The sequence below is a fragment of the Arthrobacter sp. TMS2-4 genome (genome assembly GCF_054511075.1).
In genome coordinates this window covers 1-26,640 of sequence record NZ_JBTNDI010000003.1, presented here as the reverse complement: position 1 = coordinate 26,640, position 26,640 = coordinate 1, and the positions used below count along the sequence as shown (strand labels likewise).

Genomic DNA, 26,640 nt, shown 5'->3' with positions numbered 1-26,640 from the left:
CGGCAGTTTACGGCCACTCCTCGCCACCACGTCCCGTTCACGGGCCGCTCGATCCCCTGCCCCGAGGCACGGCATTCTATGGAAGTCTTGACCCATGTCCGTTCCCACCTCGCAGCGCTCCGCGCTCATCGTCGAGGATGATCCGGATATTCGCGAACTGCTGGCGACGACCCTCCGCATGAACGGATTCAGGGTCCTCGAAGCTGCCACGGGGCTCGAGGGCCTGGCCGCCGTGAAGGAGCACCGCCCCGACCTCGTCACCCTCGACCTGAACCTGCCGGACCTCGACGGCGTCGAGGTCTGCCGCCAGTGCCGTGCCGTCAGCGACGCGTACATCGTGATGGTGACCGCCCGCCAGGACGAGATCGACCGGCTGATCGGGTTGGAGATCGGGGCGGACGACTTCATCGGGAAACCCTTCAGTCCGAGGGAATTATCGGCGCGTGTCTCCGCGATGTTCCGCCGACCCCGCACCGACCCGGCGCAGCAACCCGAGGCGGCGCCGGGCGACGGCCTGCTGCGGCACGACGGGCTCACCATGGACGTTGAGGGGCGCATGGTGACCCTGGCCGGCCAGGAGCTGGCGCTGACCCGCATCGAGTTCGACCTGCTCGAGACACTCCTCACCGGCGCGCAGCGCGTCTGGACGCGGGAGGCTCTCCTCGACCGCGTGTGGGGGGACGGCTGGAGCCAGGACCACCACCTCGTCGAGGTGCACATCCGCAACCTGCGCAAGAAACTGGGCGAGGACATGAGCAACCCGCGCTTCATCCGCACGGTCCGCGGCGTCGGCTACCGGATGATGCCCGGCGACGCGCGGCGCTGAGCCTCGCCGACACCCGCACCCCGAGCCCGGCCCCCGGCGGCGTCGCCGGCTTGTCGCCGGATGAAACACTTGGACCGTGGCTCATCTCGACGTATCCGGTATCGACTATTTCCTCTCCGACGGCAGGCAACTGCTCAACGGGGTCGCCTTCAAGGTCGGCGACGGACACAAGACCGCGCTGATCGGCCCGAACGGCACGGGCAAGACGACCCTCCTGCGCATCGTCTCCGGGGACCTGTCACCCGACGAGGGGACGGTCAGCCGATCGGGGGCGATGGGCATCATGCGGCAGTTCGTCGGCCAGGTACGCGACGACTCGACGGTCCGCGACCTCCTCGTCTCCGCCGCCCCGCCCATGCTCGCTGCCGCCGCGAAGCGGATCGACGACGCCGAACTCGCCATGATGGAGGCCGACGACGAACCCACGCAGATGACGTACGCGCAGGCGATCGCAGACTGGGGCGACGCGGGCGGCTACGAGCTGGAGACCACGTGGGACGAGGTCACGATGGCTGCCCTCGGTGTCCCGTTCGACCGCGCGCAGTACCGCGCGGCGTCGTCGCTCTCGGGTGGGGAGCAGAAGCGGCTCGTGCTGGAGGCCCTGTTCTCCGGTCCCGACGAGCTCCTGCTCCTGGACGAGCCCGACAACTACCTCGACGTGCCCGGCAAGCGATGGCTCGAGGCGAAGCTGCGGGAATCGAAGAAGTCCGTGCTGTTCGTCAGCCACGACCGCGAGCTGCTCGCCAACGCGGCCACCCGCATCGTGACGCTGGAGCCCGGGGTCCTCGGGGCGTCGTCGTGGACCCACGGCGGCGGGTTCGGGACGTACCTGAAAGCGCGGGAGGACCGCAACGCGCGGTTCGAGGAACTCCGCAAGCGCTGGGACGAGGAGCACCTCAAGCTCAAGGAACTCGTCAACATGTACAAGAACAAGGCGGCGTTCCGCTCCGACATGGCGAACCGGTACCACGCGGCGCAGACGCGGCTGGCGAAGTTCCTGGAGGCAGGTCCGCCGGAGGCGATCCCCCTCGAGCAGAACGTGTCGATGCGGCTGGCCGGCGGCCGGACCGCCAAGCGTGCCGTCGTCGCCCAGAAGCTCGAACTCACAGGCCTCATGAAGCCCTTCAGCAGCGAGATCTGGTTCGGGGACCGGGTCGGCGTGCTGGGCTCGAACGGCTCGGGCAAGTCCCACTTCCTGCGGCTGCTGGCGGCCGGCGGGTCCGACCCGGACAAGGAGCACCAGCCGGTGTCCGACGTCGACATCGCCGCCGTGCCGCACGAGGGCTCCGTGAAGCTCGGGGCGCGCATCCGCCCCGGGTTCTTCGCGCAGACGCACTCCCGCCCCGACCTCCTCGGCCGGACCCTCGTGGACATCCTGCACCGCGGCGACGAGCACCGGTCCGGCCTCGGACGGGAGGCCGCGTCCGCCGTGCTCGACCGCTACGGGCTCGCGCCGCAGGCCGAGCAGCCGTACGACTCCCTGTCCGGGGGCCAGCAGGCCCGGCTGCAGATCCTGCTGCTGGAACTCTCCGGCGCCACCCTCCTGCTGCTCGACGAACCGACGGACAACCTGGACCTCCATTCGGCGGAGGCCCTCGAGCACGCCATCGACGCCTTCGAGGGGACGGTCATCGCCGTCACCCACGACCGCTGGTTCGCCCGGAGCTTCGACCGCTTCCTGGTGTTCGGCTCCGACGGGAAGGTGTACGAGACGAAGGAGCCCGTATGGGACGAGAGCAGGGTCGTCCGCTCCCGGTAGGACGCCTCGTCCACACGTCCTCCACACGCTGTCCACAGGGTTATCCCCAACCGGTGGATAACTAGCGGCAGCCCGGGGATGTCGGCGGACGGCGCCTGTTTGGCATGCGCGGCGGTGCACCCTACGGTTGCAGGATGAAGCCCTCCGTCCGAGCAGCCATGTTCGCCACATATGCGATCTTCGGACTCAACGGCCTCGTGTTCGCGAGTTGGGCGGCCCGGATCCCGGCCGCGTCGAGCACCCTCGGCCTCGGTTCCGGCCAGACGGGGACCCTCCTGCTCATCGGGGCCATCGGCTCGGTGCTCGCCCTGCCACTGGCGGGACTCGCAGCCGCCCGCTTCGGCACCGGGAACACGGTCCGTCTCGGGGGAACCGCGGCGGGCGTGGCCGCCATCGCCGTCGCGCTCGGCCTCGTGACCGTCTCGGTGCCCGTCGTCGCCGCCGGGCTGTTCCTCTTCGGGAGCGGCATCGCACTCTGGGACGTGGGACAGAACATCGAGGGGGCCGACGTCGAACGCCGGGTCGGGCGGACCATCATGCCGCGCTTCCACGCGGCCTTCAGCGGCGGCGCCTTCGTCGGTGCCCTGATCGGCGCGGGACTGTCGGCGCTCGACATCCCGCTCTCCACGCATCTCGTCGCCGTCGCCGTCCTCAGCCTCGCCGTGTCGCTGTGGACGCCGCGGTACTTCCTGCCGGAGGCCGTGGGCAGCGAGTCCGCCTCCGGTACGGAGCAGGCACGGTCCCGCAGCAGGGGCCTGGGTGCGTGGGGTGAGCCCCGGACGCTCCTGATCGGTCTCGTGGTACTGGGCGCCGCGCTGACCGAGGGCGCCGCGAACGACTGGGTGGCGAAGGCCACGGTGGACGGCCTGGGGACCACGGAGAGCACCGGGGCCGTCATGTTCGCCGTCTTCGTGGCCGCGATGACCGCGCTGCGCTTCGTCGGCGGCCCCCTGATCGACCGGTTCGGCCGGGTACGCGTGCTCCAGGCAGGCCTGGGCTCCTCCTTCGCGGGGCTCGTGCTGTTCGTCGTCGCTCCGTCCGTGCCGCTGGCCGCCGTCGGCGCGGTCCTGTGGGGCGCGGGGGCGGCCCTCGGCTTCCCGATGGGCATGTCCGCCGCGGCGGACGAGCCCGAGCACGCCGCGGCACGCGTCTCGGTGGTGTCCACCATCGGATACACGGCGTTCCTCGCCGGTCCGCCGCTCCTCGGTTTCCTCGGCGACGCCGTCGGGATCCGGACGGCGTTGCTCGCCGTGGGGGTCGCCGTGCTGGCCTCCTTCCTGGTCGCGCCCGTCGCCCGCGAGAGGACAGCGGTCACCGAAACATTGCGGACAAGTCCTGACCGAATCCCCTAGAACACGCCGCGGACCGGGTTCTACCCTTTTCCCCATGGCAATCATCGAGGCAGAAGGCCTTAAGAAGATCTACTCGTCGAAGAGCGGGCCAGTGCATGCGCTCGACGGCATGAATCTCTCCGTTCCCCAGGGAACAGTCAAGGCCCTCCTGGGCCCGAATGGCGCAGGAAAGACCACCGTGGTCAAGATCCTGACCACCCTCATCCAACCGACGGAGGGCACGGCACACATCGACGGCATCGATGTCCGACGCAACCCCAAGGCAGCACGCCGCATCATCGGGGTCTCCGGCCAGTATGCGGCCGTGGACGAGAACCTCACCGGACTCGAGAACCTCGAGATGGTCGGTCGGCTGTACCACCTCGGCAGCCGGGAGGCGCGACGCCGGGCGCAGGAGCTGATCGACCAGTTCGAGCTGACGGAGGCCGGCAACCGTCCCGTCAAGGGGTTCTCCGGCGGTATGCGACGCCGGATCGACCTCGCCGGAGCCCTGGTCATCAACCCGAAGATCCTCTTCCTCGACGAACCGACCACGGGGCTCGATCCCCGGAGCCGGATCTCGCTGTGGGGCATCATTCAGGACCTCGTCAAGGACGGCACCACCCTGCTGCTGACCACCCAGTATCTCGAGGAGGCGGACCAGCTGTCGGACGACATCGCCGTGATCGACGGTGGCCGGACCATCGCCGAGGGCACCTCGGACCAACTGAAGGCGCAGATCGGCGGACACCGCGTGGTGGTGTCGCTCGTGGAGGCCGCCGACGCCGGCGCTGCCGCCGAGATCCTCGGGCGCCACGGAGAAGGGACGGCTGTGGTCGCCGCTGACGGACGGAGCATCGAGGTGGCCGTCACCGAGGGCCCCCGGGCTCTCCAGTACATCCTCTCCGCCCTCGGGGAGGCGGGCATCGATCTGCACGACGCCGGCATGCGGCGCCCGAGCCTCGACGACGTGTTCCTGCAGCTGACGGGACACCGCGCAGAGGACGGCGCCCAGCAGGCATCCCAGAAGGAGGCAGCAGCATGAGCGTCCTCGCACCCGAGGAACGGCGCACCGCCGCGGACCAACCGTCCGACCTCGCGATGTGGTTGTCCGACGGGTGGACCGTCACCAAGCGGAACCTCATCAAACTGAAGCGCTCACCCGACATGCTGGTCTTCGCCGTCCTGCAACCCATCATGTTCGTGCTGCTCTTCAGCCAGATCTACGGCGGCTCCATCCAGGTGGAAGGCAGCGACTACACGCAGTACCTGATGGCCGGCATCTTCGCCCAGACGGTGATCTTCGGATCGACGTTCTCCGGCTCGGCAATGGCCCAGGACCTCAAGGACGGCATCATCGACCGCTTCAGGACCCTGCCCATGAGCTCGTCGGCCGTCCTCGTCGGACGGACCAACAGCGACCTCGTGCTCAACACGCTTTCCGTGATGATCATGATGGGCACGGGTTTCCTGGTCGGCTGGCGGGTCAACACCCCGCTGACCAGCGTGCTCGCCGGCGTCGGCCTGCTCCTGCTCTTCTCGTACGCCTTCAGCTGGGTCATGGCGTTGCTCGGCATGTCGGTGAAGAGCCCGGAGGTCATCAACAACGCCTCCTTCATGATCCTGTTCCCGCTCACGTTCATCTCGATCGCGTTCGTGCAGTCCCAGAACCTCCCGGGGCCACTCGAGACCTTCGCGAACTGGAACCCGGTCTCGGCCCTCGTCCAGGCGGTCCGTGAACTGTTCGGCAACACCGGGACCGTCCCGACGCCCGATGTCTGGCCGATGCAGAATGCCGTGCTGACCGTGCTGATCGGGGCGGTGCTCATGCTCGTCGTCTTCGTCCCGCTCTGCGTGCGGAAGTTCGCATCGATCAGCAGCCGCTGACGGGCGAGGCGGCACCGGGTCGTCCGAAAGAGGTACTGCCCCTTCCCCCGCGATCATCCCTGGGGCCGGTGACCCGCACCGGCCCCAGGCCTACTGTTGACAGGGAGCCGCACCCGCGGCATCCCGGACGCGGAATTCTGCAAAGGACGCAGCCATGATCGAGGCACAGGCCCTCTCGAAGCGGTACGGCGCGAAGACGGCGGTCGATGCCGTCTCGTTCACCGTCCAGCCCGGCAAGGTGACCGGCTTCCTCGGCCCGAACGGCGCCGGGAAGTCCACCACGATGCGCATGATCGTCGGCCTGGACAATCCCAGCGGTGGCCGGGTCACCGTCAACGGGCGGCACTACGCCGACCACAGGGCGCCGCTCCGGGAGGTGGGTGCGCTCCTCGACGCGAAAGCCGTCCACACCAAGCGCTCCGCCTACAACCACCTCCGGGCCATGGCCGCCACGCACGGCATCCCGAACAGCCGGGTCAGGGACGTCATCGAGCTCACCGGGCTTGGACCGGTGGCGAAGAAGCGGGTCGGCGGGTTCTCCCTCGGCATGGGCCAGCGACTCGGGATCGCCGCCGCCCTCCTCGGCGATCCCCACACCGTCATCCTCGACGAGCCCGTCAACGGGCTCGACCCCGAGGGCGTGCAGTGGGTGCGCCACCTGGCGAAGGGGCTTGCGTCCGAGGGGCGCACGGTCTTCCTGTCCTCGCACCTCATGTCCGAGATGGCACTGACCGCGGACCACCTGATCGTGATCGGCCGCGGCCGCATCATCGCCGACGCCCCCATCCAGTCGATCATCGACGGGCAGGGCAAGGCCCGGGTCAGGGTGCGGGCGGACCGCCCGCAGGACCTCCTCGCCGGCCTCGCCGGCGAGGGAGTCAGCTCCCAGGTGCTCGAGCCCGAGCTCGTCGAGATCACCGGTGTCGAGCCTCGCCGCATCGCGGAGGTCGCCCTGCGGGAGCGCGTCCTCGTGTACGAACTCACGCCCCTGCAGGTCTCCCTCGAGGACGCCTACATGGAGCTCACGCAGACCGAGGTCGAGTACCACTCGCATGCCCTGCCCGCCGTCGGCGATAACCCCGCACTCGTGGAAGGACGCTGATCATGACAACCTCGACCCCTCCTGCACCCTCCGGACAGCGGGCACACCGGCAGGACGCGGCCTCTTCCGGCGTGAACTTCGGCCGCGCCCTGAAATCCGAGTGGATCAAGGTGACCACCGTCCCCTCGACCGTCATCCTGATCGTCTCGACGGTCATCGTCATGGTGGGGCTGGCCGCCCTCGCCGCCTGGGCCATCGTCGTCACCCAGCAGAACTTCGACTCCTCCGGCGCGCCCCAACCACAGGGCGGGCCGGGAGGGCCCCCCGACGGATTCGACCCCGCACGCGAGGCGTGGGAGATACCGGCATCCGGGCTGATCTTCGGGCAACTGCTGATCGCATCCCTCGCCGTGGTACTCATCGCCTCCGAGTGGGCCACCGGCATGATCCGGTCCACCATGGTCGCGGTCCCCAAGCGCACCCCCGCCCTCCTCGCGAAGAACGTGATCATCGCGCTCGTCGCCTTCGTCGTCGGCGTCGTGTCCGCCTTCCTCTCCTACCTGGTGGCCCAGCCGATCCTCGCCGGAGAGGACCTGGATTTCGCCCTCACGACCGACGGCGTCCTGCCCAGCATCGTGAACGCCGGCAGCTACCTGGCGTTCATCGCGATCATCTCGATGGGCATCGGGACCCTCCTGCGCAATACGGCGGGCGGTGTCGTCACGGCGGTCGCACTGTTCTTCGTGGTTCCCGTGATCATCGTGAACCTGCTGGCCGGGCTGGCCGACTGGATTCCCGACGCCGCCCGCTTCCTCCCCACGAACGCGGGGAACCAGCTGATCGCCATCTCCACGGAGGGTGATGCGCTGACCCAGTTGCAGGGTGGCCTCGTCATGGGGGCCTGGGCGCTCGTGCTCCTCGTCATCTCCCTGCTCGTCACCAAGAAGCGGGATGTCTAGCACGCCCGAGCGCTGCGGTGACGCGCAGCCATGACTGACAGACCCTTGGTGGGGGAGACCGCGGAGCGAACGGGCGCGGTCTCCTTCACCGAGCTCAATGCCCGCCGGCTCGGACCCCTCCGGCGGTTCTTCCGCAGCCACCCGCGTGCCATGGACGCCGTCGTCATCGTGGTGTTCCTCCTGTTCGCCTTCCCCAACGCACTGTTCGTCGTCCTCGACGACGAGAACTGGCTCGGCGTGGCCGGGGTGGTTCTTGCCGCCGCTGCGTTGGCGTTCCGCCGTGACCGTCCGCTGACCGTCCTCGCGTTCGTGGCCGTCCTCGACATCCCGATCAGCATCCTGACCGAGGGCGCCGGCAGCAGCGGGGTGGCGACGATGTTCGCCCTCTACGCCGTGGCCGTGGCCTATCCGCTGCGCCAGGCACTGGTCGCCGCCGCGGTGGCGACCGTCCTGTCGGTGAGTGCCCTGTTCCTCATCCCGGTCAGCACCTTCGGCGACGCACCGGGCGTGATCTGGCTCCTCAGCGGTTTCATCGTGATGTTCCTGGCCATCGCCGTCGGCGCGGGCCTCACCGTGCGTCGCGATCGCGACCACGAGAGCGTCCTGCGTGAATGGGCCACGCGGAATGCCGACCTGGCGTCCGCCGGCGAGCGCAACCGGATCGCGCGGGAGATGCACGACGTCGTCGCGCATTCCCTGACCGTCATGGTGGCGCTGTCCGACGGCGCCGCAGTCGTCCTGAAACGCGACCCGGAGCGCGCGACGGCGGTACTCGGCGAACTGTCGGCGACGGGCCGCACGGCCATCGCCGACATGCGCCGCGTCCTCGGCGTCCTGCGGACGGAGGCCGTGAGCGGATCGCTCGGGCCGCTGCCGGCGTCGAGTTCGCTGGCGCAACTGCTCGACGGTTTCCGCGCGGCGGGCCTGCCGCTCAGGGTGACGACGACGGGGCCGATGCTGCCGGGCGATCCCGCGTTCCAGCTCACCGTGTACCGGATCCTGCAGGAGTCCCTGACGAACGTCCTGCGCTACGGCAAGGGCGTTACGCTGGTCGACGTCGTGATCGCCCGGACCGGGGACGAGGTGGAGCTCCGCGTGGCGGACGACGGGCGCGGTGCCATGGAGCCCATGACCTCCCTCGGCTCCGGCCAGGGTATCGCCGGCATGCGGGAGCGTGCCGCCATCTACTCGGGCACCGTCGAGTGCGGTGCCCGCCCCTCGGGTGGCTGGCTCGTCGAGGTCGCGCTGACAGTTCCGGACGCCGCCGGCGGATCGGGCAACCAACGGGGGAAAGAGGACGATGACCACGCAGCACAGCATGCCGGACAGTCCCATCAGGGTTCTGCTCGCTGACGACCAGCCGCTCCTGCGGATGGGCTTCCGGCTCATCCTCGAGGGCGAGCCGGACTTGGAGATCGCTGGTGAGGCGTCCACCGGGGCCGAGGCCGTCCGGCTCACCGCCGACCTGGCGCCCGATGTCGTGCTGATGGACGTCCGGATGCCGCAGGGGGACGGCATCGAGGCGACGCGGCAGATCACGTCTTCGGGGTCGCCGGCGCGCGTCATCATCCTGACGACCTTCGACCTGGACGAGTACGCCTTCGCCGGCCTGCAGGCGGGCGCCTCGGCGTTCCTGCTCAAGGACGTGGCGCCCGAGGGCCTGGTGCAGGCGGTGCGCGTCGTCGCGAGTGGGGACGCCGTCGTCGCCCCGCGCGTCACGCAGCGGCTCCTGGAGACCTACGTGCGGTCCCTCCCGCCGGCGCAGCGAACGACGACGGTACCGGACCGCCGCCTGTCCGAGTTGACGCCGCGCGAACGGGAGGTGCTCGAGGCGATCGCCGAGGGGCTGTCCAACGCCGAACTCGCAACCCGGTTCTTCCTGTCGGAAGCGACCATCAAGACGCATGTGCGGAGGATCCTGACGAAGCTGGAGCTCAGGGACAGGGTGCAGGCCGTGGTGTACGCCTACGAGAACGCGATCGTGGTGCCCGGGCCCCCGAACTGACGCCGGACACCCTCCGGTCCCGCTGCACTCGGGCAGGGAACGCAGCGGTGCGTGCGGCATCTGGTTGAATCGGGGGATGAGCCCAGCACCCGCGCACATCCAGGACCTCGGAGCCTATGTCTCGGCGTCGCCGTCGAGCTTCCACGCCGTGGCGGAGGCCGGCCGGCGGCTCTCGGCCGCGGGCTTCCGCCGGTTGGCGGAACAGGACGCGTGGGAGGGTGGCCCGGGCAGTTTCTTCGTTCTCCGCGACGGCGCCCTGATCGCCTGGACCGTGCCGTCGGAGGCGGGGCCGACGACCGGATTCCACATCCTCGGCGCCCACACCGATTCGCCCACCTTCAAGCTCAAGCCACGACCCACCACCGGGAAGCACGGCTGGCTCCAGGCCGGCGTCGAAGTGTACGGCGGGCCCCTCCTGAACTCCTGGCTGGACCGCGAGCTCGCGCTCGCCGGCCGGCTCACTCTGCACGACGGCACCGAGCACCTCGTGTCCACCGGGCCGATCCTGCGCTTCCCCCAGCTCGCGATCCACCTCGACCGCTCCGTCAACGACGGGCTGGCCCTCGACAAGCAGCGCCACATGAACCCGGTCTGGGGCCTCGGCGAGCCGGCGGGTGCCGATCTCCTCGGACTCCTCGCGGCAGGTGCGGGCGTCGACCCGCACCGGATCGGCGGGTTCGACGTCGTCGTCGCCGATACGCAGGACCCCCGGGTCTTCGGCGCGCAGGGCGAGTTCTTCGCGGCCGGGCGGCTCGACAACCTCTCCTCCGTGCATGCAGGGCTCGCGGCGATCATCGGGGCGTCGTCCGAAGGGCCCGCGCACGGGCCGATCGCGGTCCTCGCGGCGTTCGATCACGAGGAGGTGGGCAGTGGCTCGCGGTCCGGGGCGAGTGGCCCCTTCCTCGAGGACATGCTGCTGCGGATCTCGCTGGGACTCGGCGCGGGGACCGAGGAGCGGTTGCGGGCCCTCGCGGTGTCGTTCTGCGTCTCCGCCGACGCCGGTCACGCCGTCCATCCCAACTACGCTGAGCGGCACGACCCCGCGAATCAGCCGATCCTCAACGGTGGTCCGCTGCTGAAGATCAACGCCAACCAGCGGTACACCACGGATGCCCCCGGCGCCGCCTATTGGGCGGCGCTCTGCCGGGCGGCGGGCGTGCCGTACCAGGAGTTCGTGTCCAACAACGTGATGCCGTGCGGCTCCACGATCGGGCCGCTCACCGCCACCCGGCTCGGGATCCGGACGGTCGACGTCGGCGTACCACTGCTGTCCATGCACTCGGCGCGTGAACTCTGCGGTGTCGACGATCCCGGGTTCCTCGCGCAGGCCGCTGCCGCGTTCTTCCGGGGCGGGCAGTAGGGGACTTCCCCACGAGTTCGTCCCGGCCGGTCCGTCCGGTAGGATTGGGACGTCTGTGCCAGAGCCAGTCACCGGTCAGTACCGGGGACGGCGGCCGGACCAACGCAAAAGAACCTCCTGTTGCGGAAAGACCGCGACCGCTCAGCCCAGAGGAGGTGGGTTCACACATGCGTGCATATGAATTGATGGTAATCATCGACCCCGACGTCGAGGAACGCTCCATCGACCCAACACTCGAGAAGTTCCTGAATGTCGTCCGCAACGGCGGCGGCACCGTGGACAAGGTGGATATCTGGGGACGCCGGCGCCTTGCCTACGAGATCCAGAAGAAGACCGAGGGCATCTACGCCGTCGTCAACTTCACCGCGACCCCGGCTGTGGCTTCCGAGCTCGACCGCCAGCTGAGCCTCAACGAGACGATCATGCGCACCAAGATCATCCGCCCCGAGGAGCAGAAGGTTTCGGCCGAGTAATCTCGGTAGATCCGTCATCCATCCACCCCGCTCCGGCGGGAAGGAACTCAAGGAGGCACCATGGCAGGCGAAACAGTCATCACGGTGGTCGGCAACCTCACGAACGACCCCGAGCTGCGGTTCACACCGTCGGGATCGGCGGTTGCCAACTTCACCATCGCGTCCACTCCTCGCACGTTCGACCGGCAGACCAACGACTGGAAGGACGGCGAAACGCTGTTCCTCCGGGCATCGGTGTGGCGTGAGGCTGCGGAGAACGTTGCCGAGACCCTGACCAAGGGGACCCGCGTGGTTGCCCAGGGCCGACTCAAGTCACGTTCGTACGACACCAAAGAGGGCGAGAAGCGCACCGTCATGGAGCTGGAGGTGGACGAGATCGGTCCATCCCTGCGCTATGCATCCGCGAAGGTCACCCGTACCCAGCGCTCCGGCGGCGGGAACAGCGGCGGCTTCGGGGGCAACTCCGGTGGCGGCTTCGGTGGAAACTCCGGGGGCAACTCCGGCGGTTCGAACTCCGGCTCCGGCTGGGGTGGGGGCCAGCAGGCCCAGCAGCCCGCCGATGATCCCTGGGGTGCCCCTTCGGGAGCGCCCGCGGGTGGAAACTCGCAGGGTTGGGGCAACGGCCCCGACTCCGAGCCTCCCTTCTAGCACCCTCCAGGCAGCGATTCCGTTCCCGGAACTCCTGCCGCAGTCGCCGACAGGCGACTGGCACGTCCCATCCCGCAGAATCGTTCTGCGGGCTCCACGATACAAAGGAGCACCACGATGGCTAAGGCTGAACTCCGTAAGCCCAAACCAAAGTCCAACCCCCTGAAGGCCGCTGACGTCACCGTCATCGACTACAAGGACGTAGCCCTGCTGCGTAAGTTCATTTCCGATCGCGGAAAGATCCGTGCCCGTCGCGTCACCGGTGTGACCGTCCAGGAGCAGCGCAAGATCGCTCAGGCCATCAAGAACGCCCGCGAAGTCGCCCTCCTGCCGTACTCCGGCGCCGGCCGCGGCTAGGAAAGGGACACACTATGTCGAAGCTCATTCTGACCCAGGAAGTCACCGGCCTCGGTGCCGCAGGCGACGTCGTCGAGGTGAAGAACGGTTACGCACGTAACTACCTTCTGCCCCGCGGTTTCGCCCTGATGTGGAGCAAGGGCGGCGAGAAGCAGGTCGAGTCGATCAAGGCCGCCCGTTCCGCCCGCGAGCACGCATCGCTCGAGGACGCCCAGCGCCAGGCCGCCGCACTGTCGGCGAAGCCCGTCACCCTGACCGTCAAGGCGGGCGGCTCCGGCCGCCTGTTCGGTACGGTCAAGGCCGACGACGTCGCGAAGGCCGTCGAGGCCGCAGGCCTCGGCACGATCGACAAGCGCAAGGTCGAACTCCCGGCCCACATCAAGTCGGTCGGCTCGTACCAGGCCAACGTCCGTCTGCACGAGGACGTCGCTGCAGTGATCGACCTGGACGTCGTCGCCAGCTAGGTAGCCAGGGGTCCCCGGACGAGCGAAGCGAGTTCGGGGCAGGCTAGGTAGCGCTAGGTAGCGCTGGGTAGCACCAGCACCACCGGATCCCTCTAGGAGCCTCCGCGTCACAGCGGGGGCTCCTTGCCGTTTAAGGCGCCTGATCCGGCCATCCACTCCTCGGTATGTCTTCCATGGGACTCCCGATCCATGCCTGCCGGCGACTCCGTTAGGTCGATCTGGGACACCCCCGAAGTGCACCGCACGGTATATGCCGTCGTCCGGCGCGGATCGGCGCGGATCCCGCACTCGGCAAGGGTGGCAGCACCGGCATATACGGACCTACCCCGGGTTCCGCAGCGTCCGGGGCGGACTTGTCAACAGCGGTCCTGTGGATGACCGAGGTCTCACAAGTAATGTCGGTCCACAGGCCGGGGATAACGTTTCCGCAGGTCAGAGGCGCTTTCTCTCGTGAACTATTTTCTTGTCCACAGGGTTGTCCCCATCCTGTGCACAAGACACGCCGTGCAATCCACAGCTTATTCACACTTACCCACAGCCCCTGTTGATGCAGCGCTTTGCGGCGTCCCGGGAGGGGGCTAGCGTTGCGACAGATTCCCGAAAGTGAGGGTGTCGGGTGATAGGCCTGTTCCTGTCGGACCCCGCCCCGGGTGTCCGGTCGACGCCCCGGCGCAACCGCTTCGACAGTAGGAGAAAGGCCCTTCAGTGTCCCTGGCACATGCAGACTCATCATCGGACACCCGGAGCCCCGAATTCTCGCGTACCCCGCCCCAGGACCTCGTGGCGGAGCAGTCCGTGCTCGGCGGCATGATGCTGTCCAAGGATGCGATCGCGGACTGTGTCGAGGTCCTCCGCGGTCTGGACTTCTACCGGCCCGCCCACGAGAGCATTTACGAGGCGATCATCGACCTCTACGGGCGAGGCGAGCCCGCCGACGCCGTCACGGTCTCCGACGAGCTCACCAAGCGCGGCGAGATCTCCCGTATCGGCGGCCCGGCCTACCTCCACACGCTGATCCAGTCCGTGCCGACCGCCGCCAACGCCGGGTTCTATGCCGAGATCGTCCGGGAACGTGCGGTCCTGCGCCGACTGGTCGACGCCGGCACCAGGATCGTGCAGCTCGGGTACTCCAACGACGGCGAGGTGGACGACCTCGTGAATGCCGCGCAGGCCGAGGTGTACGCGGTCGCGGAACGCCGCACCGCGGAAGACTACGTGGCGCTCAAGGACATCATCGAGGGTACGGTCGACGAGATCGAGTCCGCCGGGCACAAGGGCGAGGGCATGACGGGCGTGCCCACCGGTTTCTACGAACTGGACGAACTCACGCAGGGCCTCCACGGCGGCCAGATGATCGTCGTCGCGGCCCGGCCCGCCATGGGCAAGTCGACGTTCGCCCTGGACTGGGCCCGTTCGGCGGCGATCAAGCACAACATGACCACGGTCTTCTTCTCCCTGGAGATGGGCCGCAACGAGATCGCGATGCGCCTCCTCTCCGCCGAGGCCACCATCGGGCTGCAGGACCTCCGCAAGGGCACGATCAAGGACGAGCAGTGGGGAAAGATCGCGACGACGATGGGGCGCATGAATGATGCCCCGCTGTTCATCGACGACAGCCCGAACATGTCACTGATGGAGATCCGGGCCAAGTGCAGGCGGCTCAAGCAGCGACACGACCTCAAGCTCGTGGTGCTGGATTACCTGCAGCTCATGTCCTCCGGCAAGCGGGTGGAATCACGTCAGCAGGAGGTCTCGGAGTTCTCACGAGCCCTGAAGTTGCTGGCGAAGGAACTCAACGTACCCGTGGTCGCCCTGTCGCAGCTCAACCGCGGATCGGAGCAACGGACCGACAAACGCCCGCAGGTCTCGGATCTGCGTGAGTCCGGATCGATCGAGCAGGACGCCGATATGGTCATTCTGCTGCATCGGGACGACGTCTACGACAAGGAGTCGGCGCGGGCGGGTGAGGCTGACGTCATCGTCGCCAAACACCGTAACGGTCCTACCAAGACTCTCGTCGTCGGATTCCAGGGCCACTATTCGCGCTTCAACAACATGGCCGCGGACGGTGGAGGCTATTAGTCCTTCTTGGGACCGAGCTCGGTGATGACTGTCTTCAGGCGATTACGCAGGTCCTCGGACGCGAGGCCGTCCTCGGCCATCAATTCGTTCTCGATGTTCTTCGCCCGCTCCAGCGCCTTCAATCCGGCCGACGTGATCGTGATGCGCTGACTGCGACGGTCTGCCGAGTTGCGCAGCCGGGTGACGAGGCCGCGCTTCTCAAGACGGTCGAGCGTCCGCCCCACGGTCTGCGCCTGGACGTGGACAAGCTGGGCGAGCCGCACACCGGTGAGGGTGCCTTCCCGCTCCAGGACTCCCAGCGTGGTGAGTCCGGCGTGGGTGATGCCGATTCCCAGAAGCTTCTCGTTCCAGGAGTGCTCGACGATGCGGGCTGCTGTCGTCAACAGCCGACTGGTCGACCAGTCGTTCAATTCCGGCACGATTGGGTGTCCTTCCCTCGCTCGTCAGCGGCGAATCCGCCCGTTCCTGCTACTTACTGTAGATAACAATACCCGAAATAGACAGCAGGCTTATTATAATTGCTGCACACCGGGCAAGTTTCGTCCGTTCATCTCCGGACGGTCCGACGCGGTGGGCCGAACGGCAGGAGGACCCGGGGCGATGCCCCGGGCCCTCCTGGCTCAGCACATGCTAGAGGTTGTTGCCCCGGCGGGTGCCTTCTTCGCCGTCGACTTCGATCCGCTCCTTGCGGACCTCTTCGCTGACGGTCTCGTTGCTGGTGACGGTCTCCTTGTCGAGGCGCACGCGCTCGACGGGAACCGCTTCCTTGTCGACGACCGGGCGCTCGGCGTGGAGAGTCACTTCGTGCTCTTCCTCGCTGATGGCCGGGCCGCTGAGTGCGTCGCCGCGGTTGGCTTCCGTGATGGGCTCGCGCTCCACGCGGACTTCCTCGTGGCTGACGGGGACAGTCTTCGTCACGTTCTCGGTGACGACGTACTTGCGCATGCGGGCACGGCCGGCCTCACGACGCTCGGTCCCGACGCGCAGCTGCTCCTCGGAGCGCGTCATCGCATCGTCCGTGGTGGGGCCGGAGGTGTCGTGGCCCACGGTTCCGCGGTCGGTGTCATCGACGCCTGTGTGGCGACCGGTGGTGTCGAGGTCGACGTCACGGTCGTTGGTGCCTGCAGTGCCCGTCGTGGTGCGGGTCGTGTCGGTGTAGTCGCTGGTGCCGCCGCCGATCTCGTAGTGGCGGTAGAGGCGGTCCTCTTCCTCCGGGCTGAGATTGCCGTCGGACTCGATGCGCGGGGCATCCTTCACCTGGTGCTTGCTGTAGGGAACCCGGACGTCATGTCCCTCGACGTCTGCGCCCTGGAGCGGGATGAAGGACTCGGAGGTGCCGAACAGGCCCGTCTTCGCCGTGACCCAGCTGGGCTCGCCGGTCTGGTCGTCGAGGTAGACCTGGCCGATCGAGCCGATCTTCTCGCCATCCGAACCGAGCACGTTGCCGCCGTTGCCGAGCATGGTGTCGATGTTTTCCTGAGTAATCATTTCCTTCTCCTTCTGAGTAATCTCACTGTGAGGGTATGGATTTCTCGGCTGTGCGTTCCACCGGGAGGTTCCACCGGAGGCAAGAGCCTCCGAGACCACCGGCCTCTAGAGTAAGCATACTTAGTACCAAATGGGAAGCAGGCTTAGCGTTCCCGTCGAATCCGCCGGTACAGGGCGCTGTTCTCCCGGATGGCCGCGGCGGGTGGCAGCTTCCACGGCGGCGGCGGCTTCCGTATGATGGACGAGGGTCCAGCCACCGGCCTAACACTTCTCGACTCGACCCGCGCGCGGGCGATGCGAAGAATCCGCTGCAGTCGTCAGCTTCGGGCGCCGGTCGGGCACTCCCGAGCCCTGGATGGCACAGCGAGATCCTGAGCACCCATCGCCCTGCGGCCGGCCGATTCGACGAGACCCCGTGAAAGGGTACTCATGCCAGCACCGCGTCCCCCATACATCCATGAGGTCATGATCGCTGCCGCGGACCTCGAGAACGCCGAGTTCGAGCGCGACCGATTGGTGATCGCCTGCGGCGAGGCGATCCGTGAGGCACTTGCCACGGGCCTCACGCACGGTGAGATAGGACTGGCGGCCAACCTCACCGAAGTCGAGGTGCGACGACTCGCTGAAGCTCCCGCTGCGGGACCCGATGTCCTTGGCGGCGTGGAATTGCCGCCCCCGCCCGTCGAGGTCCAGGAGGCCTCGCTGATCAGTCTCGACCCGTCCCTGGGGCACGGCCTGGACCGCCATGAGGGACGAACCTTCATAGACCTGACCGCGGACGCGGTCGGGGAGTCGGATGCTGCGATCTGAGGTGGATGCCGGTGCCACCGGTGACGGGGGCAGGGTCGCGCTGCTGATCATCGACATGCAGAACGCCTTCTTCGAGGACAAGGCCCTCGCAGGGCAGCAGGAGCGTCTCGTAGGTGCCTGCAACGGACTGATCGATGCCGCAGGGAGCAGCCACGCTCCCGTGTTCCTGATCCGTACCGAGCACCTGCGGGACGGATCCACCTGGACCCGGTCCATGCTCGAGGACGGCCAGGGCTTCATCTTCCGGGGCAGCCATCAGGCGGAGTTCGTCGCGGGCCTCCACGCAGGGGAACTGGACGTCGTGACGAAGACGCGCGACAGTGCCTTCTTCGGCACCGATCTTGCCGCTCGCCTCCACGACGAAGGCGTGGACCGGCTCGTCCTCGCAGGGGTGTCGACGCACAGTTGCATTGCGCAGACAGGAGCCGACGCCTTTGCCCACGACTTCCACGTGACGTACGCTCGCGCCGCGATCGGCAGCACCAACGAGGAGTACGCCGACGCCATGCTGGAGATCATCTCCGTGGGGTATCGGCAGCCCGTCCTCGGCCGGGTGGAGGCCGAGGCGCTGTTCGCCTGATGCTGCAGGTCCGAGTGGAGGTCGGCCACCGCCTGGTGCAGGGTGGAACGACGGCGGTGGCCACCGGATAGGAGATCCGATGGCCACCGTCAGCTGCACCCGATACGATTAGCGCTGCTGAACGTTCTGCTTGGCGCCCTGGGCACTGTTCTTGACATCACCGGCGGCCTTCTGGCCCTCGCCCTTGACATCCTTGACGGCGTCCTGGCCCTCAGCCTTGACGGTCTGCACGGAATCGGCTGCCGATTCCTTCAGGGACTGCACGGCTTCCTGAGCAGGCTCGCGGACTTCCTCGGCTACCTGCTTGGCGGCCTCGGTGACCTTTTCCTTCAGGGGTGCAACCTGCTCCTTGAGCTGAGCGGCGGCCTGCTGCTCCTTCTGGGTGGCGGGGATCAGCGATCCCGCGAGGAGACCCACGCCGAAGGCGATCAGACCGGCGGCAAGCGGATTCCCCGCGGCCTTGTTCGAGATCTGGCTGGGTGCCCCCTGGACGGTCTGGCCCGCATGCTGCAGCTTGTCACGAGCGGATCCAGCGGCTGAGTGTGCACTGCCGAGTCCGCTGTCGAAGCCGCTGCCGGTCTTGTCCTTGGCGTGACCGGCCTTCTCCTTCACCGAATCGGTCACATCCTCGGCCTTTCCGAGCACGGAATCCTTGACGTCTTCGGCCTTGCCCATGACGGTCTCCTTCACGTTGCTGAAGCTGTGCTTGACCTTGTCGGTCTGGCGCTGCGCAATGTTCGCCGGGTTGACCTTGTCGGCGATGGCGTCGACGTCGGTTCCCAGTTCCTGGCGGGTGCGTTCGATATCTGCGCGGATTTCATCTGGCGTCTGGCTCATCGTGTGTGCTCACCTGGTTTCAGTGTCGGCGGAATTTCTTTGACGGTCTCCGCTGTCTGGGGGAGACCCTTGACCTGCTTCATTTCCTTCTTGCCCATTGCTGCCAGCACTGCGGCGATGATGCCCCAGAGAACAGCGACGATCACGGCGGCCCAGCCGAGAGGCATGAGCGCTCCGAGACCCCACATGAGGGCGATCGAGAGGAACAGGAGGACGAAGTGGCCGCCGACGGCTGCGCCGGCGAACATACCCGCGCCCTTGCCGGCGTTCTTTGCCGACTCGGTGGCCTCGGCCTTGGCCAGGGCCACTTCCTGACGCATCAGCTTGGAGAGGTCCTTCGTCACCTCCCCGAGGAGTTCTCCGACCGACGAGTTCGCGGAGCGCTGCTCTGCCTCCGTCGGAAGGGGTGCGGCGGCCTGGTGGGCGCCACCGGTGTATGCCTCACTCATCAGCGCAGGCCCCCGTCTTTCGGAAGGGTGCCCACGGGAGGAGTTCCCGGTGGGATGGTCGGGTAGTCATCCGTCGGGTCGACGAAGGCCGGGTTGGATCCGGCGACGTGCTGTCCACCGGTCGTCTCCCCGAAGCCCGTCGAGGCGGGGGTGCCGCTGTAGGCATCCGAGCCGACCTGCGTGTACGTGCCCGTCGAGGTCCTGCCGGAGGGAAGGTCCTGACCGCGGCCGGAAGTGTCGGCCGAACTGTTGTTGCCCTTGGCTCCGCGGGTCAGGCGACCGGCGACGAGGCCGGTGCCTGCCGCGATGGCGAGGAAGGTCCCCGGCTTGCGGCGGGCAAATGCCTTGACGTCCTCGAGGATGTCGGAGGCGTCGCGGTTCTCGAGCCAGCTTGCTGCCGAACCCGTGCGCTGCGATGCCTGCTCGACGATGCCCGAAACGAACTTGTTGTCCGACTTGTCGGCCATGGATCGCAGTTCGTCCGAGACGCCGCGAATTCCCTCGGTGATCTTCTGCTGCTGGCTCCCGGCCTGGCTCTTGACCTCGGACGTCACGGTGCCCAGAAGGTTCTTCGCCTGCGAGCCGGCCTCGGCTGCGACGCTCTTCGCCTCGGAAGCGGCGGTGCCGGCGACATCCTTGGCGTCGGAGGCGGCGGTACCGGCGACGTTTTTCGCCGCGTCCTTGCCGTCCTGCCCGACCTTCTTGGCCTGGTCCTTCGCTGCTGACTTCTTGGAGTCGCTGGAGTCGGTGCCGCCGGAGAACTCCGAGGTGCCGAGCTCGTGGGTGCCGAGGTCCGCGGTGGACGACTCGGGACCCGTCGTGGAGGGAACCAGGGGATCCTGCGGCCAATTCTGCGTAGTCATGGTTGTTCCTAACGTTGATATTGCCGTTAAAGCGGATGCTCCATCGTGTTCTCGATGCGACAGTCCGGCAGTTCGTGCTGGACTTCTCCCTGAAGCTAAGCATGCTTAGCATCAATCCCGCAAGCTCTTTCTACAGAAACTCACGAGAAACACAAGTAGACTTAGCATCTTACGGAACGAGCAGGCGCGCCGCTAGCGTCGACACGAGAGGACCTCCAGCGGCCGCTTCCAGAAGGAGCGGATCCACCCGGAGGGTTCCACGCGGAGAGGAAAGCCCAGTGTTCTTCCACAAGCAAGAGCTCCAGTACAAAGCGACGCCCGACAAGCCCGACGCCGTCTATGCCCGCAAGCTCCAGGAGGTCCTCGGGGGTCAGTACGGCGAGATCACCGTGGCCCTGCAGTACAGCTTCCAGGCCTGGAACGCGCACATCCCCGGCAAGTACCGGGACCTGCTCTTCGGAATCGGCGCCGAGGAGTTCGGCCACGTCGAGATGCTCGCGACAATGATCGCCCAGCTCCTCGAGAAGGCGCCGCTCGGGATCACCGAGGACGCCGTGCAGTCCGACCCGGCCGTCGCCGCCGTCCTCGGTGGCACGGACATGCAGCACGCCATCGTCGCCGGCGCCGGGGCGCGGCCGGTGGACAGCATGGGCAACCCCTGGCAGGGCAGCTATGTCACGGCCAGCGGCAATCTCCTCGCGGACTTCACGGCCAACGCGAACGCCGAGATGCAGGGCCGGCTCCAGGTGGCGCGTCTGTACCACATGACCGATGACCACGGGATCCGCGACATGCTCTCCTTCCTCCTCGCCCGCGACACCATGCACCAGAACCAGTGGCTGGCTGCCGCCAGGGAACTGCAGGAGTCGAAGATGGAGGAGCTCCCCGTACCGAGCAACTTCCCCCTCAAGAAGGAGGAGCGGAGCGTCGCGTACCAGTACCTCAATTTCTCCGACGGCGAGGCGGCATCGACGGGCAGTTGGGCCTCCGGTCCCACGCCGGACGGAAAGGGCCAGTTCACCTACCACGACGGCCCCACCACGAGAGCTCCCATGCCGCCGGCCACCCACCCCGACGCGCGGTTCTACGGAACCACCGAGATCCCGAACTCCGTCGAGAAGATGGCGGGCACCGTGCAGGACAAGCTGAACCGCGAATAGGCGTTCGCGGCCTACCGAAAGAGAGGGTATTCCCATGACGAACACGAACAACCGTACGGTCGACCACGGTCGTACCACGCTGCAGCGCGCCGCCCAGGCGGTGGGCGTCGTCTTCCTGCTGGTCGGCATCCTGGGGTTCATCCCTGGGGTTACCACTCGCTACGACACGATGCAGTTCGCCGGACACCAGTCGGAGGCCCTGCTGCTCGGCATCTTCCAGGTGTCGATCCTCCACAACATCGTCCACCTGCTCTTCGGGATCGCCGGCCTCGCGATGGCGAAGACCGTCTCGGGCGCCCGCACCTACCTGCTGGGCGGCGGCGTGGTCTACGCGATCCTGTGGATCTACGGGCTGATCATCGACCAGCAGTCGGCAGCGAACTTCGTCCCGGTCAACAGCGCCGACAACTGGCTGCACTTCGTGCTCGCGATCGGCATGATCGCGCTCGCACTGATCCTCAGCCGCGACACCCGGGCGGGCACGAAGCGCGTCTGAGCGCGTTCTTCCGCCCGGAAGGGCATAGTGCTCTGAAGACAGGAAACGACGACGTCGGATCGGCGGGTGGCCCCCGGGCGCCGGCCGGGTCGGCGTCGTCGTGTGTCGGCAGGGGCCGCCACCGTGCACCACCGCGGACGCGAAGTATGCTGAGTATTACCCGTTCCAGCCCACCGTGGCGGGTCCGCCTACAGAAGAGGCCCTTGATGCAGCAGCCCTCCCCGCGCGGAGAACTCAGCGCCCTCGTCCTGTCCGTGATCGCAGGCACTGTGCAATCCGGGCAGGATGCCCTCTCCCGGCTCGACGCCCTCGCCGCGGAGGTGATCTCCCGAACGCCGGACATCCTGCAGGACGACGACCTGCAGCTCTCCCTCTTCTGCCTGTACGAACTGCACTACAGCGGGATCGACGGGGCGGGCGACGACTGGGAATGGGATCCGGGCCTCCTGCGGGTCCGACACCGCCTCGAAACTGCCTTCGAGCGGAGGGTCCGCGACGAGACCGTCGTCGGAGTCCTTCCCGAGCCCACGAGCGAAGCGGTCTGCGCGGAGTTGTTCCGGCTGACCGGGGAGGCCGGCGGGCCCAGCATGTCCCGCTTCGCGGCCAAGTCGGCCACGCAGGACCAGTTGCGGGAGTTCCTCGTGCACAAGTCGATCAGTCAGCTGAGGGAAGCAGATCCGCACACGTTCGCGATCCCTCGCCTGTCCGGCCGCTCGAAGGCAGCACTGGTGGAGATTCAGGCCGACGAATACGGTAACGGGTTGCTGGCGCGCATGCACTCCGCGCTCTTCGCCCGGACCATGCGCGGAGTCGGCCTGGACGACACCTACGGGGGCTACCTCGACGCCGTGCCGGCCATCACGCTGGCCGTCAACAACCTGATGTCACTCTTCGGCCTCCACCGGCGGCTGCGGGGCGCGATCGTCGGGCACCTCGCCGCCTACGAGATGACCTCCTCCCAGCCCAACCGCCTGTACTCCCGCGGCTTCACACGTCACGGGTACGGCCCCGACGTCACGGAGTACTTCGACGAGCACGTCGAGGCCGACGCCGTCCACGAGCAGATCGCCGGACGGGACATGGCCGGCGGCCTGGTGGAGTCGGACCCGCGCCTGCTCGAGGACGTCCTGTTCGGTGCTGCCGCCGGTCTGGCGATCGACACCCTCATGGCGGTGCACATCATGGACGCGTGGGAGTCGGAACGATCCTCACTGCGGGCCGCGCAGGTGATGGCCTGATGGATGCGGACCGGGCCGCCGACGACGCACGCGCCGACCCCCCGCTGAACTCCGGATCCGCAGCGCCCGTATCCGTCGTCGCGTGCCCCAACGGACCGCTGCTCGTCCGCGGTGACTTCACGCTCCTCGGCGCGGACGGGGCGGAACTGCCCCGCACCCGGCGCACCGTAGCCCTCTGCCGGTGCGGTGCGTCGGTGCTCAAGCCCTACTGCGACGGCTCCCACAAGCTGACGGGTTTCCGCTCCGAGCCCTGACGCGCGTGCATGCCGGGCGTGGCGCTGCGAGGCCGGCCGGAACCGCTAGCCTCCGGCCACGGACTGCATGATCATGACGGTCGCGCCGGCCGGAACCGCCGTGGCGAGGCCGTTCATCCGGCGCACGTCCTCGCCGTCGACGTAGATGTTCACATATCGCCTCAGCGCGCCGGTCTCCTCGCGGATCCGCTGGTCGAGCAGGGGGCGACCCTCGCCCAACCGGTCGAGCAGCGATGCCACGTCGCCTCCTTCGGTCACGCTCAGGCTGACCGTGCTGCGCCCGTCCACGTACTGGCGCAGGAGCGTGGGAACGAGGACGATGACCGACGGCATGGGGGGCGTCGCGGGAATGGGAACCACGACGGTCAGCCGGGCAGGACGGCGGCGCGCACGGAGAGCACGTCGGGCAGGTGGCTCGCCACTTCCTGGAAGGTGCGCCCCTCGTCCGCGCTCGCGTAGACGGATCCTCCGCGCGTCCCGAAGTAGACACCGGCCACCTCCGCGGTGTCCACGCAGGCGGCATCGCGCAGCACCGCGTTGTACTCCGCTTCCGGTAGTCCGGCGCCGCCGGCCTCCCAGGTGGTCCCGCCGTCGTCCGTCCGATGCACTTGCAGTCGCCCGTCGGGCGGGATGCGCTCTCCGTCGGCCTTGAGGGGGATGACCCACGCCGTGCCGCTGCGGTGCGGGTGCGTGAGCATGACGAAGCCGAAGTCGGCCGGCAGTCCCTCCGCGATGGACTGCCAGGAGTCGCCGCGGTCGGTGCTCGTATAGACGCCGTGGTGGTTCTGGGCGAACAGGCGGTCGGGGTCGACGGCGTCGCGCGCCACCTTGTGCACGCATTGGCCGAACTCCGGGTCGGGATCCGGCAGGAAGTACGCACTGATGCCCTTGTTGCGGGGTTCCCAGGACGCCCCGCCGTCGTCGGACCGGTAGACGCCACCCGTGCTCATCGCGACGTGGAGCGTACCGTCGGCGGGGCTCGGCAGGACGGTGTGGGCTGCCGCGCCGCCGAAGCCGGCACCCCAGTCGCTGCGATGAGGGTGGTCCCACAGGCCGCGATTGAGAGTGAACGTCTCCCCGTGGTCGGTGGATTTCCAGACCGAGATCGGCTGACAGCCGGCCCACACCACACCGGGACGGGTCTCCGCGTCCGGCTGGATCTGCCAGACCCGCTCGAGGGCGGTGCCGTCATCCTCCCCGAACCGGATGCCGCCCTCGACGGGTTCCGCCCAGGTCTCCCCGAGATCGTCGGAATGGGCGATGCAGGGGCCGAAATGCCACGACATCCGGCCGGCGAAGAGGCGGGTACGGCCCTCGCGGGTGTCGATCGCGACGCTCGGGATCTCCTCCATCAGGAACATCGGTCCGGACAGTGTCCACTGCTGCCGATCGGTGCTCGACGCGAGCCACAGGCCTTTTTTCGTGCCGATGGCGAGAAGTGTCGTTCCTGGTGCTGGCATGGCTTCCCCCGGTGCATGAGAGCGGCCGGAACGACCGCGCGTGTGATGCGTGTCACTTGGGACCATGCCATCGGCCACTCGTTTTGTACAGGGCCGGCTACCCCTTTTTTCCGCAGACGAAAGGACCGATCGTAGCCCTGTGCCAGAGTTGGATCGTGCGGTCGCTGGGGAGCGGATATCACACCCTGGAGGCACCGTTGCGTCAGATCGACCTCGGGAACCCCGCGCCGTCGCGGCTGTGTCCCGGACCCGGCCATGCACCTCGCGCGCGTCGGCACTGCGCCGGCAAACACTGCGTCGAAAGGTCCGCCGGGCTGCTCGGTCTGTGGTGGGCGCCGGGCTCGCGCCTGACCCTCGCCGACGTCCTGGCGGCCTACGAGGGAATTCGTGGCCTGTCCGACGGCTACGTCCTGCCGATGGTGGTGCACCTGCAGGGCCTGCGCGGGATCTCGCCGGCCGCCCGGATGGTCATTGTCGAAGGGTCGCTGACCTCACGGATCGCCTTTGTCGGCACCGGTCCGGTGGATCAGGTCATTGCCGCTTTCCTGGCACACGCGCGGTCGGAGACGCACTATTTCGAGAACGCCTCCGATGCGGAAGCCTGGGCCCGAGGCCTGTCGTCCGTGACGCGGCCGTCGCCATAGTCGCGGCGTTTCCCGGGTCCGGGAAGGACGGGGACAAACACTGATGACGATTCGCCGCGACGTGCGCACCCCGGGCCTGCCTTCGGGCATCACCCGGGGTGGGGGATTGCCTCAGCGGCTCTCGTTGTAGGCGTCGATGATCGATTGCGTGATCCGCCCGCGTGAGCTGGGATTGAACCCGTTCTCCTGTGCCCACCTGCGAATCTGCTGCGTGTCCTCGCGCTTCGAGCGGGAGGACGCAGATTTCTGGCTGCCGGACTGTTGCTTGCCGGACGCCTTACGACCCTTGTCCACATAGGTCGACAAAGCAGAACGCAAGGATTCTGCATTCTGTGATGTGAGGTCGATCTCGTAATCGGTGCCATCGAGGGCGAATCGGACAGTCTCCTGTGCTTCTTCACCGCTCAGGTCGTCGACCAATTGCACCTGTACCCGCTGGGCCATCATTTTCTCCTACGTCGTTCGAAGTCAATATAGTCAGCCCCATTGTTTCGACTATATCCCGGGAGGGGGTGCGGGCGGAAGAAATCTCGGAATTCCCTATTCAGTGGGGAATGCGTAAAAGCCGATTTCGGCACACGGGTGTCGGTGTGCTATTCGCGGGGTGTGTCAGGTGGCCGCGGCACCGTCGGCCTCGAACGCTCGGACCACCGCGTCGTGCGGCACGCGCGGTCAAGTCCCTGGTGGTGGTGTAGCGGTCGGTGATCCTTTTCTTTGTTAGGCGCTGAGTTCGAGTGTGGTGTCGGTGGGCTCCTCCGTCCCGGTGTCGGTAAGAAGTGTGAGGCGGGACTTGGCGAGAATGTCGAGGCCGAGGTAGCGGCGTCCTTCGGCCCATTCATCGGTCTGCTCGGCCAACACGGCTCCCACGAGGCGGATGATTGCGTCGCGGTTGGGGAAGATCCCGACACTGTCGGTGCGACGGCGGATCTCGCGGTTGAGGCGTTCGTTGGGGTTGTTCGACCAGACCTGCTGCCAGAGCCCTTCGGGGAAGCCGGTGAAGGCAAGGATGTCCGCGCGGGCGGCGTCGAGGTGTTCGTGAGCATCGGGAAGTTTCCCTTCGACGTAGTCCAGCAGCCGATCGAACTGAGCGTGCACGGACCCCGCATCAGGCTGGTCGTAAACAGAATGCAGCATCGCTTTCACGGCCGGCCACATGCTCTTCGGTGTC

General features: G+C 67.5%; 31 protein-coding genes. 22 read left to right on the top strand and 9 right to left on the bottom strand.

All coding sequences use genetic code 11. The annotated features are described in order from the left end of the window. Positions 1 to 94: 94 nt before the first annotated feature. From ACX80F_RS05630 to dnaB, 15 genes are all read left to right on the top strand, one after another. On the top strand, positions 95 to 826 hold the full coding sequence (locus ACX80F_RS05630; RefSeq protein WP_459335412.1) for a response regulator: 732 nt from the start codon (positions 95 to 97) through the stop codon (positions 824 to 826). Between the two features lie 76 nt (positions 827 to 902). Beyond that, a complete protein-coding gene (locus ACX80F_RS05625) occupies positions 903 to 2,585 on the top strand; it encodes an ABC-F family ATP-binding cassette domain-containing protein (protein ID WP_459335411.1) in 1,683 nt (560 codons plus the stop codon). A gap of 134 nt (positions 2,586 to 2,719) precedes the next feature. Then, complete coding sequence (locus tag ACX80F_RS05620) at positions 2,720 to 3,937, top strand: MFS transporter (RefSeq protein ID WP_459335410.1); 1,218 nt, start codon at positions 2,720 to 2,722, stop codon at positions 3,935 to 3,937. A 34-nt stretch (positions 3,938 to 3,971) separates the two neighbouring features. Continuing rightward, on the top strand, positions 3,972 to 4,961 hold the full coding sequence (locus tag ACX80F_RS05615) for an ATP-binding cassette domain-containing protein (RefSeq protein ID WP_459335409.1): 990 nt from the start codon (positions 3,972 to 3,974) through the stop codon (positions 4,959 to 4,961). Next, positions 4,958 to 5,803 (top strand): ABC transporter permease, encoded by an 846-nt coding sequence (locus tag ACX80F_RS05610; protein ID WP_459335408.1) that lies wholly within the window; start codon positions 4,958 to 4,960, stop codon positions 5,801 to 5,803. The genes ACX80F_RS05615 and ACX80F_RS05610 overlap by 4 nt, the downstream gene beginning before the upstream one ends. A 154-nt stretch (positions 5,804 to 5,957) precedes the next feature. After that, positions 5,958 to 6,905 (top strand): ABC transporter ATP-binding protein, encoded by a 948-nt coding sequence (locus tag ACX80F_RS05605; protein ID WP_459335407.1) that lies wholly within the window; start codon positions 5,958 to 5,960, stop codon positions 6,903 to 6,905. A gap of 2 nt (positions 6,906 to 6,907) precedes the next feature. Further along, complete coding sequence (locus ACX80F_RS05600; protein WP_459335406.1) at positions 6,908 to 7,804, top strand: ABC-2 transporter permease; 897 nt, start codon at positions 6,908 to 6,910, stop codon at positions 7,802 to 7,804. A 30-nt stretch (positions 7,805 to 7,834) separates the two neighbouring features. After that, on the top strand, positions 7,835 to 9,157 hold the full coding sequence (locus ACX80F_RS05595) for a sensor histidine kinase (protein ID WP_459335405.1): 1,323 nt from the start codon (positions 7,835 to 7,837) through the stop codon (positions 9,155 to 9,157). Next, complete coding sequence (locus ACX80F_RS05590; RefSeq protein ID WP_459335404.1) at positions 9,105 to 9,809, top strand: response regulator; 705 nt, start codon at positions 9,105 to 9,107, stop codon at positions 9,807 to 9,809. Before ACX80F_RS05595 ends, ACX80F_RS05590 begins: the two co-directional genes overlap by 53 nt. Positions 9,810 to 9,885: 76 nt before the next feature. Then, entirely contained in the window at positions 9,886 to 11,169 is a 1,284-nt protein-coding gene (locus ACX80F_RS05585) for a M18 family aminopeptidase (protein ID WP_459335403.1), read from the top strand. Positions 11,170 to 11,336: 167 nt separating this feature from the next. Continuing rightward, the gene (gene rpsF / locus ACX80F_RS05580; RefSeq protein ID WP_043442549.1) at positions 11,337 to 11,642 is read left to right on the top strand and encodes a 30S ribosomal protein S6; all 306 of its coding nucleotides are present in this window, start codon (positions 11,337 to 11,339) and stop codon (positions 11,640 to 11,642) included. A 60-nt stretch (positions 11,643 to 11,702) separates the two neighbouring features. Continuing rightward, complete coding sequence (locus tag ACX80F_RS05575; RefSeq protein ID WP_459335402.1) at positions 11,703 to 12,290, top strand: single-stranded DNA-binding protein; 588 nt, start codon at positions 11,703 to 11,705, stop codon at positions 12,288 to 12,290. A 117-nt stretch (positions 12,291 to 12,407) separates the two neighbouring features. Further along, entirely contained in the window at positions 12,408 to 12,647 is a 240-nt protein-coding gene (gene rpsR, locus ACX80F_RS05570) for a 30S ribosomal protein S18 (protein ID WP_005273147.1), read from the top strand. 14 nt (positions 12,648 to 12,661) lie between these two features. Further along, the gene (rplI, locus tag ACX80F_RS05565; protein WP_104122022.1) at positions 12,662 to 13,111 is read left to right on the top strand and encodes a 50S ribosomal protein L9; all 450 of its coding nucleotides are present in this window, start codon (positions 12,662 to 12,664) and stop codon (positions 13,109 to 13,111) included. Positions 13,112 to 13,816: 705 nt separating this feature from the next. Beyond that, a complete protein-coding gene (gene dnaB / locus ACX80F_RS05560) occupies positions 13,817 to 15,193 on the top strand; it encodes a replicative DNA helicase (RefSeq protein WP_459335401.1) in 1,377 nt (458 codons plus the stop codon). On the opposite strand, the gene ACX80F_RS05555 is transcribed toward dnaB, so the two are convergent. Both ACX80F_RS05555 and ACX80F_RS05550 read right to left on the bottom strand, forming a co-directional pair. After that, the gene (locus ACX80F_RS05555; protein WP_459335400.1) at positions 15,190 to 15,576 is read right to left on the bottom strand and encodes a MarR family winged helix-turn-helix transcriptional regulator; all 387 of its coding nucleotides are present in this window, start codon (positions 15,574 to 15,576) and stop codon (positions 15,190 to 15,192) included. The two genes, dnaB and ACX80F_RS05555, sit on opposite strands and share 4 nt — an antisense overlap. Positions 15,577 to 15,823: 247 nt before the next feature. Next, positions 15,824 to 16,681 (bottom strand): DUF2382 domain-containing protein, encoded by an 858-nt coding sequence (locus ACX80F_RS05550; protein ID WP_459335399.1) that lies wholly within the window; start codon positions 16,679 to 16,681, stop codon positions 15,824 to 15,826. Positions 16,682 to 17,110: 429 nt separating this feature from the next. Between ACX80F_RS05550 and ACX80F_RS05545 the strand changes: the two genes are divergently transcribed. Together ACX80F_RS05545 and ACX80F_RS05540 are read left to right on the top strand one after the other, a co-directional pair. After that, positions 17,111 to 17,491: a hypothetical protein gene (locus tag ACX80F_RS05545; protein ID WP_459335398.1), complete on the top strand. Its 381-nt coding sequence runs from the start codon at positions 17,111 to 17,113 to the stop codon at positions 17,489 to 17,491. Next, the gene (locus tag ACX80F_RS05540) at positions 17,478 to 18,071 is read left to right on the top strand and encodes a cysteine hydrolase family protein (RefSeq protein WP_459335397.1); all 594 of its coding nucleotides are present in this window, start codon (positions 17,478 to 17,480) and stop codon (positions 18,069 to 18,071) included. The genes ACX80F_RS05545 and ACX80F_RS05540 overlap by 14 nt, the downstream gene beginning before the upstream one ends. A gap of 108 nt (positions 18,072 to 18,179) precedes the next feature. Here the strand turns inward: ACX80F_RS05540 and ACX80F_RS05535 are convergent, their stop codons facing one another. The 3 genes from ACX80F_RS05535 to ACX80F_RS05525 are packed head-to-tail and all read right to left on the bottom strand — an operon-like array spanning position 18,180 to position 20,220. Continuing rightward, positions 18,180 to 18,908, bottom strand: a complete 729-nt coding sequence (locus ACX80F_RS05535) for a DUF3618 domain-containing protein (protein WP_459335396.1) — start codon at positions 18,906 to 18,908, stop codon at positions 18,180 to 18,182. After that, positions 18,905 to 19,357, bottom strand: coding sequence for a phage holin family protein (locus ACX80F_RS05530; RefSeq protein WP_459335395.1), 453 nt, complete (start codon positions 19,355 to 19,357; stop codon positions 18,905 to 18,907). Before ACX80F_RS05530 ends, ACX80F_RS05535 begins: the two co-directional genes overlap by 4 nt. Continuing rightward, the gene (locus ACX80F_RS05525) at positions 19,357 to 20,220 is read right to left on the bottom strand and encodes a hypothetical protein (RefSeq protein ID WP_459335394.1); all 864 of its coding nucleotides are present in this window, start codon (positions 20,218 to 20,220) and stop codon (positions 19,357 to 19,359) included. Before ACX80F_RS05525 ends, ACX80F_RS05530 begins: the two co-directional genes overlap by 1 nt. A 278-nt stretch (positions 20,221 to 20,498) precedes the next feature. On the opposite strand from ACX80F_RS05525, the gene ACX80F_RS05520 reads away from it, so the two are divergent. The 4 genes from ACX80F_RS05520 to ACX80F_RS05505 all read left to right on the top strand — a co-directional run bounded on the left by ACX80F_RS05520 (position 20,499) and on the right by ACX80F_RS05505 (position 23,368). After that, complete coding sequence (locus ACX80F_RS05520; protein WP_459335393.1) at positions 20,499 to 21,380, top strand: manganese catalase; 882 nt, start codon at positions 20,499 to 20,501, stop codon at positions 21,378 to 21,380. A gap of 34 nt (positions 21,381 to 21,414) precedes the next feature. Beyond that, a complete protein-coding gene (locus tag ACX80F_RS05515; RefSeq protein WP_459335392.1) occupies positions 21,415 to 21,876 on the top strand; it encodes a DUF4383 domain-containing protein in 462 nt (153 codons plus the stop codon). 206 nt (positions 21,877 to 22,082) lie between these two features. Next, complete coding sequence (locus ACX80F_RS05510; RefSeq protein ID WP_459335391.1) at positions 22,083 to 23,114, top strand: iron-containing redox enzyme family protein; 1,032 nt, start codon at positions 22,083 to 22,085, stop codon at positions 23,112 to 23,114. Continuing rightward, on the top strand, positions 23,114 to 23,368 hold the full coding sequence (locus ACX80F_RS05505; protein WP_459335390.1) for a CDGSH iron-sulfur domain-containing protein: 255 nt from the start codon (positions 23,114 to 23,116) through the stop codon (positions 23,366 to 23,368). Before ACX80F_RS05510 ends, ACX80F_RS05505 begins: the two co-directional genes overlap by 1 nt. A gap of 45 nt (positions 23,369 to 23,413) precedes the next feature. Here the strand turns inward: ACX80F_RS05505 and ACX80F_RS05500 are convergent, their stop codons facing one another. Beyond that, complete coding sequence (locus ACX80F_RS05500) at positions 23,414 to 23,728, bottom strand: MoaD/ThiS family protein (protein ID WP_459335389.1); 315 nt, start codon at positions 23,726 to 23,728, stop codon at positions 23,414 to 23,416. Positions 23,729 to 23,733: 5 nt separating this feature from the next. Further along, positions 23,734 to 24,828, bottom strand: coding sequence for a WD40/YVTN/BNR-like repeat-containing protein (locus ACX80F_RS05495; RefSeq protein WP_459335388.1), 1,095 nt, complete (start codon positions 24,826 to 24,828; stop codon positions 23,734 to 23,736). Positions 24,829 to 24,983: 155 nt separating this feature from the next. Between ACX80F_RS05495 and ACX80F_RS05490 the strand changes: the two genes are divergently transcribed. Next, positions 24,984 to 25,472: a hypothetical protein gene (locus tag ACX80F_RS05490; RefSeq protein WP_459335387.1), complete on the top strand. Its 489-nt coding sequence runs from the start codon at positions 24,984 to 24,986 to the stop codon at positions 25,470 to 25,472. Positions 25,473 to 25,583: 111 nt separating this feature from the next. Here the strand turns inward: ACX80F_RS05490 and ACX80F_RS05485 are convergent, their stop codons facing one another. Continuing rightward, the gene (locus ACX80F_RS05485; protein WP_459335386.1) at positions 25,584 to 25,919 is read right to left on the bottom strand and encodes a histone-like nucleoid-structuring protein Lsr2; all 336 of its coding nucleotides are present in this window, start codon (positions 25,917 to 25,919) and stop codon (positions 25,584 to 25,586) included. Between the two features lie 270 nt (positions 25,920 to 26,189). Beyond that, on the bottom strand, positions 26,190 to 26,640 hold a 451-nt coding region (locus ACX80F_RS05480; protein WP_459335385.1), incomplete at its 5' end, for a transposase.

Coding starts and splice junctions, on each gene's coding strand:
- ACX80F_RS05545 (WP_459335398.1), top strand. CDS start 17,111: ATGCCAGCACCGCGTCCCCCATACATCCATGAGGTCATGATCGCTGCC.
- ACX80F_RS05525 (WP_459335394.1), bottom strand. CDS start 20,220: ATGACTACGCAGAATTGGCCGCAGGATCCCCTGGTTCCCTCCACGACG.
- ACX80F_RS05495 (WP_459335388.1), bottom strand. CDS start 24,828: ATGCCAGCACCAGGAACGACACTTCTCGCCATCGGCACGAAAAAAGGC.
- ACX80F_RS05595 (WP_459335405.1), top strand. CDS start 7,835: ATGACTGACAGACCCTTGGTGGGGGAGACCGCGGAGCGAACGGGCGCG.
- ACX80F_RS05615 (WP_459335409.1), top strand. CDS start 3,972: ATGGCAATCATCGAGGCAGAAGGCCTTAAGAAGATCTACTCGTCGAAG.
- ACX80F_RS05620 (WP_459335410.1), top strand. CDS start 2,720: ATGAAGCCCTCCGTCCGAGCAGCCATGTTCGCCACATATGCGATCTTC.
- ACX80F_RS05550 (WP_459335399.1), bottom strand. CDS start 16,681: ATGATTACTCAGGAAAACATCGACACCATGCTCGGCAACGGCGGCAAC.
- ACX80F_RS05535 (WP_459335396.1), bottom strand. CDS start 18,908: ATGAGCCAGACGCCAGATGAAATCCGCGCAGATATCGAACGCACCCGC.
- ACX80F_RS05585 (WP_459335403.1), top strand. CDS start 9,886: ATGAGCCCAGCACCCGCGCACATCCAGGACCTCGGAGCCTATGTCTCG.
- ACX80F_RS05630 (WP_459335412.1), top strand. CDS start 95: ATGTCCGTTCCCACCTCGCAGCGCTCCGCGCTCATCGTCGAGGATGAT.
- ACX80F_RS05590 (WP_459335404.1), top strand. CDS start 9,105: ATGACCACGCAGCACAGCATGCCGGACAGTCCCATCAGGGTTCTGCTC.
- ACX80F_RS05600 (WP_459335406.1), top strand. CDS start 6,908: ATGACAACCTCGACCCCTCCTGCACCCTCCGGACAGCGGGCACACCGG.
- ACX80F_RS05540 (WP_459335397.1), top strand. CDS start 17,478: ATGCTGCGATCTGAGGTGGATGCCGGTGCCACCGGTGACGGGGGCAGG.
- rpsF (WP_043442549.1), top strand. CDS start 11,337: ATGCGTGCATATGAATTGATGGTAATCATCGACCCCGACGTCGAGGAA.
- ACX80F_RS05575 (WP_459335402.1), top strand. CDS start 11,703: ATGGCAGGCGAAACAGTCATCACGGTGGTCGGCAACCTCACGAACGAC.
- rplI (WP_104122022.1), top strand. CDS start 12,662: ATGTCGAAGCTCATTCTGACCCAGGAAGTCACCGGCCTCGGTGCCGCA.
- ACX80F_RS05485 (WP_459335386.1), bottom strand. CDS start 25,919: ATGATGGCCCAGCGGGTACAGGTGCAATTGGTCGACGACCTGAGCGGT.
- ACX80F_RS05515 (WP_459335392.1), top strand. CDS start 21,415: ATGACGAACACGAACAACCGTACGGTCGACCACGGTCGTACCACGCTG.
- ACX80F_RS05505 (WP_459335390.1), top strand. CDS start 23,114: ATGGATGCGGACCGGGCCGCCGACGACGCACGCGCCGACCCCCCGCTG.
- ACX80F_RS05510 (WP_459335391.1), top strand. CDS start 22,083: ATGCAGCAGCCCTCCCCGCGCGGAGAACTCAGCGCCCTCGTCCTGTCC.
- ACX80F_RS05610 (WP_459335408.1), top strand. CDS start 4,958: ATGAGCGTCCTCGCACCCGAGGAACGGCGCACCGCCGCGGACCAACCG.
- ACX80F_RS05605 (WP_459335407.1), top strand. CDS start 5,958: ATGATCGAGGCACAGGCCCTCTCGAAGCGGTACGGCGCGAAGACGGCG.
- ACX80F_RS05530 (WP_459335395.1), bottom strand. CDS start 19,357: ATGAGTGAGGCATACACCGGTGGCGCCCACCAGGCCGCCGCACCCCTT.
- rpsR (WP_005273147.1), top strand. CDS start 12,408: ATGGCTAAGGCTGAACTCCGTAAGCCCAAACCAAAGTCCAACCCCCTG.